Source organism: Streptomyces macrolidinus (assembly GCF_023887685.1).
In the GTDB taxonomy this organism is placed as follows: Bacteria; Actinomycetota; Actinomycetes; order Streptomycetales; family Streptomycetaceae; genus Streptomyces; species Streptomyces macrolidinus.
In genome coordinates this window covers 1-12476 of the sequence record NZ_JAMWMR010000055.1, presented here as the reverse complement: position 1 = coordinate 12476, position 12476 = coordinate 1, and the positions used below count along the sequence as shown (strand labels likewise).

Annotated in this window: 9 protein-coding genes and 1 riboswitch; of the genes, 6 read left to right on the top strand and 3 right to left on the bottom strand. The window is 71.3% G+C overall.

Annotated features, from left to right (window positions below; all coding sequences use genetic code 11):
- Positions 1-1444, top strand: a 1444-nt coding sequence (locus NGF19_RS29750) for a DUF5691 domain-containing protein (RefSeq protein WP_252428961.1), incomplete at its 5' end; no start/stop codon positions are given.
- Between the two features lie 114 nt (positions 1445-1558).
- Here the strand turns inward: NGF19_RS29750 and icmB are convergent.
- Positions 1559-1975, bottom strand: a complete 417-nt coding sequence (icmB, locus tag NGF19_RS29745) for a coenzyme B12-dependent isobutyryl CoA mutase small subunit (RefSeq protein ID WP_252428959.1) — start codon at positions 1973-1975, stop codon at positions 1559-1561.
- Between the two features lie 605 nt (positions 1976-2580).
- Here icmB and NGF19_RS29740 point away from each other — a divergent pair.
- Together NGF19_RS29740 and NGF19_RS29735 are read left to right on the top strand one after the other, a co-directional pair.
- The gene (locus NGF19_RS29740) at positions 2581-3453 is read left to right on the top strand and encodes an esterase/lipase family protein (protein WP_252428957.1); all 873 of its coding nucleotides are present in this window, start codon (positions 2581-2583) and stop codon (positions 3451-3453) included.
- Positions 3454-3648: 195 nt separating this feature from the next.
- Positions 3649-5283 carry a M23 family metallopeptidase gene (locus NGF19_RS29735; RefSeq protein ID WP_252428955.1) on the top strand — a complete coding sequence of 545 codons (1635 nt, stop codon included), beginning with the start codon at positions 3649-3651 and terminating at the stop codon, positions 5281-5283.
- Positions 5284-5348: 65 nt separating this feature from the next.
- Here the strand turns inward: NGF19_RS29735 and pcrA are convergent, their stop codons facing one another.
- Positions 5349-7880 carry a DNA helicase PcrA gene (gene pcrA / locus NGF19_RS29730; RefSeq protein ID WP_252428953.1) on the bottom strand — a complete coding sequence of 844 codons (2532 nt, stop codon included), beginning with the start codon at positions 7878-7880 and terminating at the stop codon, positions 5349-5351.
- Between the two features lie 337 nt (positions 7881-8217).
- Positions 8218-8387: riboswitch (cyclic di-AMP (ydaO/yuaA leader) on the top strand.
- A gap of 8 nt (positions 8388-8395) precedes the next feature.
- Between pcrA and NGF19_RS29725 the strand changes: the two genes are divergently transcribed.
- Entirely contained in the window at positions 8396-9589 is a 1194-nt protein-coding gene (locus NGF19_RS29725; RefSeq protein ID WP_252428951.1) for a C40 family peptidase, read from the top strand.
- A gap of 102 nt (positions 9590-9691) precedes the next feature.
- Positions 9692-10681: a tellurite resistance/C4-dicarboxylate transporter family protein gene (locus NGF19_RS29720; protein WP_252428949.1), complete on the top strand. Its 990-nt coding sequence runs from the start codon at positions 9692-9694 to the stop codon at positions 10679-10681.
- On the opposite strand, the gene NGF19_RS29715 is transcribed toward NGF19_RS29720, so the two are convergent.
- The gene (locus NGF19_RS29715; RefSeq protein WP_252428947.1) at positions 10659-11012 is read right to left on the bottom strand and encodes a hypothetical protein; all 354 of its coding nucleotides are present in this window, start codon (positions 11010-11012) and stop codon (positions 10659-10661) included. The two genes, NGF19_RS29720 and NGF19_RS29715, sit on opposite strands and share 23 nt — an antisense overlap.
- Positions 11013-11440: 428 nt before the next feature.
- Here NGF19_RS29715 and NGF19_RS29710 point away from each other — a divergent pair.
- Positions 11441-12476: C40 family peptidase (locus NGF19_RS29710; protein WP_252428945.1), on the top strand; the 1036-nt coding region annotated here is incomplete at its 3' end.

Here is a 12476-nt window from a genome sequence, read left to right as displayed (position 1 = left end):
GGGGCCCCGCCGGGGGCCGCGGGCGAGGGCCCCGCGCCCGCCGCTGCCGCCCGCGGCGGCCCGCAGACTGGCCATGCTGCTGGCGAACCGCCCCGGCACAAGCGGCGGCGGACGCCGGGGAACGGCACCCGACCTGATGGAGCTGCTGCCCCAGTGGCTGTCCCTGGCCAACGAGCGGGGTTTCGCCGCGCCTCCGGAAGCCCTCCCGGCGCTCCTGGACGCGGCCCGCGGCCGTACGGACCTGCGCCCCGCGGCCCTGGCCTTCGCGGGCCCGCGCGCCCTGTGGCTGGCCCGGCTGAACCGGGACTGGCGCTTCGCGCTGCGCTCCGCACCCGGCGCGTCCGAACCACCCCCGGACGACACGGACCACACCCGACGACTGTGGCAGGAGGGCCTGTTCGCGGAACGGGTGGCCCTGCTCACGAGGCTCCGCGCTCAACACCCCGCCGCCGCACGCGCGTTGCTGGCCACCACCTGGGCGACGGAGCGGGCCGAGGACCGCCTGATGTTCCTGGACTCGCTCCGCACGGGACTGGAGATCGCGGACGAGCCGTTCCTGGAAGAGTCGCTCTCCGACCGCAGCCGCAATGTGCGCGCGACGGCCGCGGAGTTGCTGTCGGCCCTGCCGGATTCGGCCCTGGCCGGACGGATGGCGGCGCGGGCGGCGGCCTGCGTGGCGGTCGACCGGACCCGCGGGGAGCCGACGATCGTCGTCGAGGCGCCGCACCAGTGCGACGCGGACATGGAGCGCGACGGGGTGGTGCCGACGCCACCCGGCGGACGCGGCGAACGATCCTGGTGGCTGGGCCAGTTGGTGGAGGCGGCACCGCTCGGCTCCTGGGCGGCCCGGCTCGGCGGGCGGACCCCCAAGGAGATCGTCGCGCTCCCGGTGGCGGACGACTGGCGGGGCGAGTTGCACGCGGCGTGGTGCCGGGCGGCGGTGCGCCAACGGGACACCGGCTGGTCCCGAGCCCTGCTCGGACCGCCCTCGGCGCCGGACGCCGGGGGTCCGGGAGCAGTGTCGCTGGCCGAGCGGGCCAAGCTGCTCTCGACGCTCGGCGCGGCGGAACGGGCCGACTGGGTCGCGGGGTTCATCGCCGCGCACGGCCTGTCGGAGGCGTTCCAGCTCCTCGGAGTGTGCGCGACGCCCTGGGCCGCCGGGCTGGGCAGGGCGGTCGTGGACGCCCTGAACATCGCGCGGGACGCGGGGAGTTACCCCTGGAGCTTCAGCGGGGTGATGGGCCTGGCGGAGCGCTGCCTCGATCCCGTGGAGGCGGCGCGCCTGGAGGCGTTGACGGCGATACCCGACGAGACGGAGGACACCTCGCCGGGCGCGGGGGGCTACTGGGCGGAGGCGTTCCAGCGCCTCACGACGACGTTGCGTCTCCGCGCGGCGATGCGGGAGGAGTTGGGGGCCGTACCACCGGCCCCCCACCCGGCGTGAACGGCCGTCCGCCGTCCGTCAGCGCGCGGGAAGCAGCCTCCCCGTCGCCGCGAGACGCGCCCCTCACGGTGGCGCTCCACGACCGGAGCGCCACGCCGGGGCCGTTGTCGCCGACTACGCCTGGGCAGGCTGGCGTACGTTCGCCCGTACCCAGTCCACGATCGACGCCGTGGTCGCCCCGGGGGTGAAGATCTCCGCCACGCCCTTCTCCTTCAGCGGCTGGATGTCCCCCTCAGGGATGATCCCGCCGCCGAAGACGAGGATGTCCTCCGCGTCGCGGTCCTTCAGCAAGTCGATCACCGCGGCGAACAGCGTGTTGTGCGCGCCGGACAGGATCGACAGTCCGATCGCGTCGGCGTCCTCCTGGATCGCCGTGTCGACGATCTGCTCGGGCGTCTGGTGAAGGCCGGTGTAGATGACCTCCATCCCCGCGTCACGCAGTGCCCGCGCGATCACCTTGGCCCCGCGATCATGACCATCGAGCCCCGGCTTGGCCACCACCACGCGGATCGGACCGGCTGCCACACCCATCACTGCCTCCATGAAGCGACTACTCCACCCTGTACCGCCGTACCGCCCTGCCGCCATGCCACCGCTCGGATCGGAGCGGACGCGCGGCCCGTGGACGGAGGCGCCCCCGCGCCGCACAGACCCGGGAAGTGAACGAACGTTATCGCCAGGATCGCGCACCTGGCAGTTTCACGGTGCGGACCGAGGGGGAAATCACACGTGGGACACGTTCGCCGCGCAGGGTCCCCTCATTCCGGCGGCGCACGGGCCGCGGGCTTTCGGCAGCTCGAGCGCCACGGACTGAGCGGATCGTGTGCACGGAGAGCCGCAGCAACGCGGCCGTACCGAGCCTGTCGACGGGGCGATGGCACGGTCGGGGCCGCGACGGCGATGGCACGCACGATCAGGCAGGCGGGAGCCGGCCCGTAGGAGGAGGACGGGAACCGCGCCAGAGGGACGATCAGGTCACGTCATTGCGACGAGAAGGCCTCCTCGCCTCCCCGGCGCCTCACACACCGCATCGAGGCAACCGCTCCACAGGCCACCACAGGCCACCGCCACCACGGCTTTCCACAAGGGCACACAGGGGACAGCGACGCCCCTCGTGCGCCGACGGGAGGTCGGCCATGAAGGTCACCGGGCCAGTGCAGCCATTGCTTCCGCTCTGCCGACGGCTGTTCCCCAGCAGGCTGGCCGGGCTCTCCATGGCGCTGGTGAAGGCGTCCGCCCTGGAGGTAGCGATCCTCGCCGGGCACGTCCTCCTCTACCCCTCGGGCATGACCCCGGAACGCCACGCCCCGCTGCCCGAACCCTCGGCAGGCGCCGCGCCGCTGCCCGTCGCGGCCAAGCCCCCGGTCATCCTGGTCCACGGGTTCATCGACAACCGCTCGGTCTTCGTCCTGCTGCGCCGCAACCTCGCGCAGCACGGCCGCCAGCACATCGAGTCGCTGAACTACTCTCCGCTGACCTGCGACATCCGTACCGCGGCGCAACTGCTGGGCCGCCACATCGAGGAGATCTGCGAGCGCACGGGACAGACGCAGGTGGACGTCGTCGGACACAGCCTGGGCGGGCTGATCGCGCGCTACTACGCGCAGTGCCTCGGCGGTGACTTCCGCGTCCGCACACTCGTCACGCTGGGCACGCCCCACTCCGGCACCCGGGTGGCGCGGCTCGCGAGCGCCCACCCGATCGTCCGCCAGATGCGTCCCGGTTCCGGACTGATCGAGGAGCTGCGCGGACCGGCCCCCGGCTGCCGTACGCAGTTCGTGAGCTTCTGGAGCGATCTCGATCCCCTGATGGACCCGCTGGAGGCGGCCTGTGTCGACCACCCCGACCTGCTGGCGCAGAACGTACGGGTGAGCGGCATCGGCCACCTCGCCCTGCCGGTGCACCCCACGGTCGCGGCCGGGATCCGGGAGGCACTCGACCTCCAGCCGCCCCGCGCCCCCGCCGCCCATGACGCCAGGGCTCGCAACGGTGGTCTGACGGTGGCGTGACGGCCACGACAGCCGTATTCATTCGAACGCTTATCGAACGCAGGGCCAAGGTCTTGCCGGGCACTGCCGAAACACGGCCGATTGCCCCTTTACCTCCGGGGTGAAACCTGCCGAAGATTGTCGCGCCCACATACCGCCGGGTACAGTCGCCGCACTGCTCTGGCAGCCCCTGTTGTCGAGGCGAAAGAGAAGTCGGTGAACGACCGTCATCCGTCGGGGAGCTCCATCCCCCCGGCTCAGGCCTCCGATGCCGCCTCGGCGCACTACGTGCCGTACGGCCACCAGGGAGGTCAGTACGGTGAGTTCGACACGTCGTACGCCACCCCCACCGCGACCGCCTACGGCGGCTTCCCGGGCGACGGCTCGACCGGCGCGTACGACACCGCCCAGTGGTCCACCGGCAGCCACCCGACGTACGGCGCGGGCGGCTACGAGATGTCCGGCACCGACACGTACCAGGTGCCCGCCCAGGACCCGTACGCGGCCCAGCACCACGCCGCTTACGACACCGGCGCCTACGACACCACCGCCTGGGCGGCCGGCTATCAGGAGCTCGCGACCGTCCCCGCGCAGGCCACGGCGCCCGAGGCCACCGGCCAGTGGGATGCGCATGCCTGGCTCGAGGCCGGACAGTCGGCGGACCGGACCCAGCAGTGGGACTGGGGCACGGGGACCTTCGACACGGGCACGTACGACGCCACGCAGTGGAACTCCGGCGGCATCGCCGAGCACGAGGCGCAGCCGCGGACACAGACGCACGAGCAGTCCGCCACGTCGGCCGCCTCGGCGACCGCGACCTTCGAGCGGGCCGTGCCCTTCGACCAGCAGGCGACCGCCCACTTCGAATCGGCCGTGCCGTTCGACCAGCAGGCCACGGCCACCTTCGAACAGGCCACCGCCACCGCCACGTTCGAGCAGGCCGTGCCCTTCGACCAGCAGGCGACCGCCCACTTCGAGCAGCTCGCGTACGAGGGGCCCGAAGCCGGTGAGGAGCCGGAGGGGCCGGAGCACTTGTCGGCGGAGGCCGATTCCGATGACGCGCCGCCGCTCGCAGCCACCCCGTGTCCGCAGGGCGCGTCCCGCGCCGCGAACCGGTCCCGGCGCCGCCCCGCGGCCAAGCGTTCCGGTCTGCTGACGATCGCCGTGCCGTCGGTGTGCGTGATGGGAGTCGCCGGGATCGCCGCCGCCGCGACCGTCGGTCTGGGCGGGGGCGACGGCAAGGAGACGACAGCCAAGGCGCCCACGACGCCCTCGGTCAAACCGTCCACCGCCAACAAGAAGTTGGACACGCAGCTCGCGAGTCTCTCCGCGGGCGCGGACGACTTCAGGGACCGGGCGAGCCGGACGCAGCAACGTATCGACCTCAAGGCCCAGCAGGTGGCCGAGCAGAAGAAGGCGATCGCGGAGGCGGCGCTCAAGGAGCGGCTGCGCCCGAAGTTCGCGCTGCCGGTCCAACAGCACGGCCTCAGCGCCTACTTCGGCCAGGCGGGCATCAACTGGATGTCCGTCCACACCGGTATCGACTTCCCGGTCAATTACGGGACGACGGTGATGGCCGCGACGGACGGCACGGTCCGTACGCAGTGGAACAGCGCGTACGGCAACATGATGATCCTGACGGCGAAGGACGGCACGGAGACGTGGTACTGCCACCTCTCCACCTACCGGGTCCCCTCCGGTACGTCCGTGAAGGCCGGCGAGCCGATCGCCTACTCCGGCAAATCCGGCAACTCGACCGGTCCGCATCTGCACTTCGAGGTACGGCCGGGCGGGGGCGCCGCGATCGACCCGCTCGCCTGGCTCCGCAGCCACGGCCTGAACCCGTCGTAACTGCCTCTTCGTAACTGCCTCTTCGGTGAAGCCCCCGCCCGACAGCGGGGGCTTCACCATGTGGGCTACAGCTTCTCCACCGGCGCGTACCGCAGCAGCAGCCGCTTCGGCTTGGTGTCCCCGAAGTCGATCGTCGCCTCCGCCTGCGTGCCCGTGCCCTTCACGCCGACGACGGTGCCCAGGCCGAACTGGTCGTGCGTGACGCGGTCGCCGACGGCCAAGGAGACCACCGGCTTCTCCGTGACCCCGCTGCGGCGCGTGGCGAAGCCGGACGCACCCGCGGCCGAGGACCTCGACCGGGACGACGACAGCGACGCCGCCACACCCGAGACCGGCCCCGAGGACACGGGAGCGGAGGTGGCACCCGTCCGCTTCCAGTCCACATGCTGGTCCGGGATCTCCTCCAGGAAGCGCGAGGGCGGGTTGTACGAGGGCTGGCCCCAGGCGCTGCGCATGGCGGACCGGGTGAGATACAGCCGCTCGCGCGCACGCGTGATGCCGACGTAGGCCAGGCGCCGCTCCTCCTCCAGCTCCTTGGTCTGGCCGAGCGCGCGCATGTGCGGGAAGACGCCGTCCTCCATGCCCGTGAGGAAGACGACCGGGAACTCCAGGCCCTTGGCGGTGTGGAGGGTCATCAGCGTGATGACACCGGAGCCCTCTTCCTCGTCGGGGATCTGGTCGGAGTCGGCGACCAGGGCGACCTTCTCCAGGAATTCGGACAGGGTGCCCGTCGGGGTGGCGTCTTCCGGCGCCGCGGCTTCCCCGCGCTCCTGCTCGAACTCCAGGGCCACGGCGGCCAGTTCCTGGAGGTTCTCGATACGGGTCTCGTCCTGGGGGTCGGTCGAGGCCTGCAACTCGGCCAGATACCCGGTGCGTTCGAGGACCGCCTCCAGGACCGTGGCCGGTCCGGCGTTCGACTCCACGATCGTCCGCAGGTCCTCCATCAGCGCGTTGAACCGCTTGACCGCGTTGGTCGAGCGGGCCGCCATCCCGTACGCCTCGTCGACCCGGCGCAGCGCCTGCGCGAAGCTGATCTTCTCCCGCTGGGCGAGGGCGTCGACCATCGCCTCGGCGCGCTCGCCGATGCCCCGCTTCGGCACGTTCAGGATCCGCCGCAGCGGGACGGAGTCCTCCGGGTTCGCCAGCACTCGCAGGTAGGCCAGGACGTCCCGGACCTCCTTGCGCTCGTAGAAGCGGACGCCGCCGACGACCTTGTAGGGCAGGCCGACGCGGATGAAGACCTCTTCGAAGACACGGGACTGGGCGTTCGTGCGGTAGAAGACGGCGACGTCGCCCGCCTTCGCCTCGCCCCGGTCGGTGAGGCGGTCTATCTCGTCGGCGACGAACTGCGCCTCGTCGTGCTCGGTGTCGGCGACGTAGCCCGAGATCCGCGCGCCCCTGCCCGCGTTGGTCCACAGGTTCTTGGGACGGCGCGACTCGTTGCGCTCGATGACCGCGTTGGCGGCGCTCAGGATCGTCTGCGTGGAGCGGTAGTTCTGCTCCAGCAGGATCGTCGTGGCGTCCGGGTAGTCCTCCTCGAACTGGAGGATGTTGCGGATGGTCGCGCCGCGGAAGGCGTAGATCGACTGGTCGGCGTCGCCCACGACGCACAGTTCGGCCGGGGGCAGGTCGTACTCACCGGACGACGCGCCCGCGGAGCGGGCACCGGCCTCGGACCGGTCACCGGCCGCGGGGCCGACCAGCTCGCGCACCAGGGCGTACTGGGCGTGGTTGGTGTCCTGGTACTCGTCGACCAGCACATGGCGGAAGCGGCGGCGGTAGTGCTCGGCGACATCCGGGAAGGCGCGCAGCAGGTTGACCGTCGTCATGATCAGGTCGTCGAAGTCGAGGGCGTTCGCCTCGCGCAGCCGGGACTGGTAGAGCGCGTACGCCTGGGCGAGGGTCTTCTCGAAGCCGTCGGCGGCCTGGGCGGCGAAGTCCTCCTCGTCGATCAGCTCGTTCTTCAGGTTGGAGATCTTGGCGCTGAAGGACTTGGGCGGGAACCGCTTGGGGTCGAGGTCCAGATCGCGGCAGACCAGCGCCATCAGCCGCTTGCTGTCGGCCGCGTCGTAGATCGAGAACGAGGACGTGAAGCCGAGCTTCTTCGACTCGCGCCGCAGGATGCGGACGCACGCGCTGTGGAAGGTCATCACCCACATCGCGTGGGCCCGCGGGCCGACGAGCTGCTCGACGCGCTCCTTCATCTCGCCCGCGGCCTTGTTGGTGAACGTGATCGCGAGGATCTGGCCGGGGTGCACACTCCGCTCAGCCAGCAGATGGGCGATGCGGTGCGTGAGCACGCGGGTCTTGCCGGAGCCCGCGCCCGCGACGATGAGCAGGGGGGAGCCCGCGTGCGTCACGGCCGCGCGCTGGTTGTCGTTCAACCCCGCCAGCAGCGCCGCCGGGTCGACGGGCGGGCGGGGCGCGCCGTCGCGGTAGTACATGTCCTGGTCCGGCGGCATGTCGAACTTCCCCCCGAACAGATCGTCCGGGACCAGCTCCGGAGCGTGTTCGTCCTCGGGCGGCGGGGGCTCCTCCTCGGGGGCCGGAGTGGCCTTGAGGTCCGCCAGGAAGCTGTCGTCAAAGAGGCTGCTCATCGCTCTCCGAGTCTAGGCCGCCCCACCGACAACCGGTTGCCGCCGCGAAAACTCCGCACGGGGAATCGGGACCGAGCCTCCCTTCACCGTCGGGCAGCGCACGATTACGTTCGGCACATCACCACAGGATCTGACATGCGAGACCTATTAGGTCAACTCCCGTGAAGTGACACACGTCTCGACAGATCCCCTCGCAATGACCGCGCATCGGGGTGCTCATGATGAAGGTCACGAAAATGTATCGGGCATATCGCACATCAACCTTCACAGGCGCCACAGGAGTTGGCTAGCGTGCCGGGCGGGCCGCAGGACCCCCACCGGCGAACGTCGCCGGGCCACGCGGCCACCGCCGAGTCCGGTGCGCCCCACGGCAGCCGGAGCCGGGGACCCACACCGACCTTGGGGTGAATCGGCCGACCGCCCTGCGGGGCACGGCCGTAGGGCACACCTTCCACACACTCCGCCCGAACCCGACAGCTAACTCGGTAGGCGGAGCACGGAAGGAGTCGCCCTCCATGGCCCCGCACCGCAAGCCGCGTCCCTCAGGCATACGCACCCCCGCCCTCGCGACGGCCGCTCTCGCCTCCGTGGCCTTGCTCTCCCAGACGGCGAACGCCGCGCCCGCCCCACGCAAGCCGAGCATGGAGGAGGTGCAGAAGCAGGTCGACGAGCTGTACCGGCAGGCCGAGACGGCCACCGAGAAGTACAACGCGGCCAAGGAGAAGACGACCGAGCAGCGCAAGCACACCGACACGCTCCTCGACCAGGTCGCCCAGCGCACGCAGAAGCTCAACGAGGCGCGCGAGCAGCTCGGCTCGTTCGCCGCCGCGCAGTACCGCACCGGGACCGCGGCTTCCAGCACCGCCACACTCCTGCTGGCCGACTCGCCCCAGGCCTACTTCGACCAGGCCCAGCTCGCGGACCGGCTGACCGGCCGCCAGAAGGTGGCGGTCGACCAGTACGTCACCGAGCAGGCCGAGACGATGAAGAAGCGGCGGGAGGCCACCAAGAGCCTTCAGACGCTCACCGAGGCGCAGAAGACGCTCAAGTCGTCCAAGACGGAGGTCCAGCAGAAGCTCTCCAGCGCGCGGAAGGTGCTGTCCCAGCTCACCGCGGAGGAGAAGGCGCGGCTCGCGGAGATCGAGAAGAAGAAGCAGGAGGAGGCCCGACGCAAGGCGCAGGAGCTGGCGAAGCAGCAGGCGGCCCAGCGGGAGCGGGCCGAGAAGGCGGCTCAGGAGAAGGAGTCCTCGTCGGGCTCGTCCGGCTCGTCCGGCTCGTCCGGCGGTTCTTCCGACTCCTCCACGGGCTCCGGCTCCTCAGGCACCGGGTCGTCCTCCGGCTCCACGTCCACGACGAAGGCGGAGAAGGCCCTCTCGTTCGCCCGCTCCCAGATCGGGAAGCCGTACGTGTGGGGCGCGACCGGACCCGACTCCTACGACTGCTCGGGGCTGACCCAGGCCTCCTGGAAGGCCGCCGGGGTCTCGCTCCCGCGGACGACCTGGGACCAGGTGAAGGTCGGCACGACGGTCTCGATCGCCAACGCCCAGCCCGGTGACCTGATCTTCTTCTACGACGACATCAGCCACGTCGGCCTCTACATCGGCGACGGCATGATGATCCACGCCCCGAAGCCGGGTGCGTACGTCCGCGAGGAGTCGGTCTACTACGACGGCACCTCGGCCATCCACAGCGTGGTCCGCCCGGCCTGATCCCCCGCGCCCCCGCACGGCACGCGCGCGTGGGTGTGTTTCGACGGCCACGCGCGCGTGCCCCGCACCCGGAGCCGGGGATGCCTCCATAGCATCGGGCGCATGTCAGGGACCTCCGCGCTGTGTGCCTGGTGGGCGCGGCGTACGCCGGCCGCCGGGGCCGCCGTGATGGCGACCGGCATCGTGTCGGTCGGGCTGCACCTGGCCGGGTTCGAGGTCCTCTCCCGTGTCCTCCTGGCCCTGACCTGCGCCGCCTGGCTGGGGCTCGCGGCCGACTTCGTCCTGCGGCTGCTGCGGGAGCGCGACCGGTGGCTGGCCGAGGCGGCCTCTCCGACCGCGTTCACCGCGGTCGCGGCGACGACCGTGCTGGGCACGCGGATGTCCCTGCTGGGCGGGCAGTGGCTCGCCGGGGTGCTCCTCGCGCTGGCCGCCGTGCTGTGGCTGGGGCTGACCCTGCCGGTCGTACGGCACTGGGGGCGCCGTATGCCGGGGTCGGTGTTCCTGGGGTCCGTGGCGACGGAAGGGATCGCGGTGCTCGGCGCGGTGCTCGCCACGGCCCTGAAGGTGGCGTGGCTCGCGCACATGGCGCTGGTGTTCTTCTGGCTCGGACTGGTGTTCTACGTGATCGCGTTCCGGCGCTTCGACCGTCGACAGGTGAGGACCGGCGTCGGCGACCACTGGATCCTGAGCGGCGCGCTCGCCACCTCCGTGGTGGCCGGGTCGAAGCTCATCGCCGCCGAGGACAGCGATCCCTACCTCTGGAACCGTGACGACAGCGGCGTCCTGCGGACCGTCACCGTCGCCCTGCTGATCCTCGCGTCGATCTGCTACTGCGTCCTGACGGCGGCCGAACTGCGCTGGCCGCGGACCCGCTACGACGTACGGCGCTGGGCGACCGTCTTCCCGCTGGGGATGACGGCGGTGGCGGCCCTGTCGCTCGCCCTGGCCCTGGGCGTGCCGTGGCTGCACGGCCTCGGCACGGTACTGCTGTGGATCGCGGTGGCCGCCTGGTGCGCGGTCCTCGTGGGAGCCGCCCGGTCCGCGCGGGAGGACATCAGGTCCACGGGGATCAGGTCCACAGAACCGCGATGAAGATGTTCGTGAGGGTCAGCGCGCCCACGAGCCCGAAGAGCGGCTTCTCGACCTTCTCCTCGTCGCGCTTCACATAGACCAGGCCGAGGATCACGATCAGGACCGCCAGCTTGATGCCGATCTTGATGTTGTCGAGCGGGTAGTCCTGCGCCTGGTTGAGGCCGACCAGTGCGACACCCGTGACCAGCATGGTCAGCGCACCGTGCAGCATCCCGGGCACGAAACGGGCCGTGCCCTGGCGCATCCCCTTCATCTGGCCGAGGAAGCCACCGAGGAGTGCCGCGATGCCGACGATGTGCAGGCCGACGAAGAGATGGATGAGTACGTCCATGGTTCCGGAGCCTAACCAGAGGCGCCGACGCCTCCTGGGCCGGGTCCCGGTCCTGGCGTAACGGCGTCCGGTCCTCGTCCTGGCATATACACGCCGCATAGCACTCTGTCACCGTCGCGACTCCCGGAACGGGCACATCGGTCAGCGCACAGTGCGAACGCGGCAGCCCCGGTCGGGACTCACGGTCGAATACGGTCACCGGCAGTCCGGTCAGGCCATTTCCGGACATCCCGTCTCCGAGTCACCGCGGCGACATCTAGCGTCCTCCACCAGGTGACCGGCTCCTCACCGCCGCCCGGGCCAGGGGTGGCCGCCGGACACCACCGCCGAGGAGAACCGGCGGCGGCCCGTCCCCCCTGTGCGGGCCGCCGCCGGACGTGTCACACCACCCGTGGCCCAGCGGTCGTACGAAAGGACCTGACGTTCAGGTGGCAGCGCACCGCAAACCCCCACAGCGTTCGTTCGGCGGCGGCAGGGTCCGGACCGCCGCCACGATCGCCCTCGCGGGAGCGGCGTCCGCGACCGGCTTCGGCGCGACGGCGCATGCCACGCCGAAGCCGTCGCCGCAGCAGGTCAAGGCCACGGTCGACCGGCTGTACCGGGAGGCGGAGATCGCGACCCAGCGGTACGACGGGGCGAAGGAGAAGGCGGACCGGGCGAGAGGCCGGGTGAACGCGCTGCGCGACGAGGCGGCGCGCAGGACGGACCGGCTCGACACGGCGCGGGAGGCGCTGGGTTCGGCCGCCGCGGCGCAGTACCGCAACGGGAGCGTCGCCCCGTCCGTACAACTCCTGCTCTCCTCTGACCCCCAGCGCTATCTCGATGACGCCGCGTTCGCCGAGCGGGTCGACGGCAGGCAGGCCACGGCCGTCACGGACGTACGCGAGCAACTGCGGGAGATCGAGCGGGTACGCGGGGCGGCACAGGCGCAGTTGGCCACGCTGGCGTCGCGGCAGGCCGAACTGCGCCGCCACAAGCGGACGATCGAGCAGAAGTTGGGCGAGGCACGGAGGCTGCTGTCCCGACTGTCGCGGAGCCAGCAGGCGCGGATCATGACGGAGAACGGAGGCGCCGGTCAGACGGCACACTCCGCGTTACAGGCCGCGAAGGCGCCCAACGCGCGGGCGGCGGCTGCGGTGGCGTACGCGTACGGCAAGCTCGGCAGCCCGTATGTCTGGGGCGCCACGGGACCCGCCGCCTTCGACTGCTCGGGCCTGACGCAGGCCGCCTACCGCTCGGCGGGGGTCTCCCTGCCCCGCACGACGTACGCCCAGATCGAGGCGGGCCGCCGTGTGGCACGCTCCGAACTCCGCCCCGGCGACCTGGTGTTCTTCTACTCCGGGGTCAGCCACGTGGGGATCTACGTGGGCAACGGCCAGATGATCCACGCCCCACACCCGTCGGCCCCGGTGCGCTTGGCCCCGGTCGACTCGATGCCGTTCGCCGGGGCGACGCGGGTGGCTT

Excerpts from the sequence above, each read along its gene's own strand:
- icmB (WP_252428959.1), bottom strand. The coding sequence starts at position 1,975 with ATGGGTGTGGCAGCCGGTCCGATCCGCGTGGTGGTGGCCAAGCCGGGG.
- NGF19_RS29740 (WP_252428957.1), top strand. The coding sequence starts at position 2,581 with ATGAAGGTCACCGGGCCAGTGCAGCCATTGCTTCCGCTCTGCCGACGG.
- pcrA (WP_252428953.1), bottom strand. The coding sequence starts at position 7,880 with ATGAGCAGCCTCTTTGACGACAGCTTCCTGGCGGACCTCAAGGCCACT.
- NGF19_RS29725 (WP_252428951.1), top strand. The coding sequence starts at position 8,396 with ATGGCCCCGCACCGCAAGCCGCGTCCCTCAGGCATACGCACCCCCGCC.
- NGF19_RS29720 (WP_252428949.1), top strand. The coding sequence starts at position 9,692 with ATGTCAGGGACCTCCGCGCTGTGTGCCTGGTGGGCGCGGCGTACGCCG.
- NGF19_RS29715 (WP_252428947.1), bottom strand. The coding sequence starts at position 11,012 with ATGGACGTACTCATCCATCTCTTCGTCGGCCTGCACATCGTCGGCATC.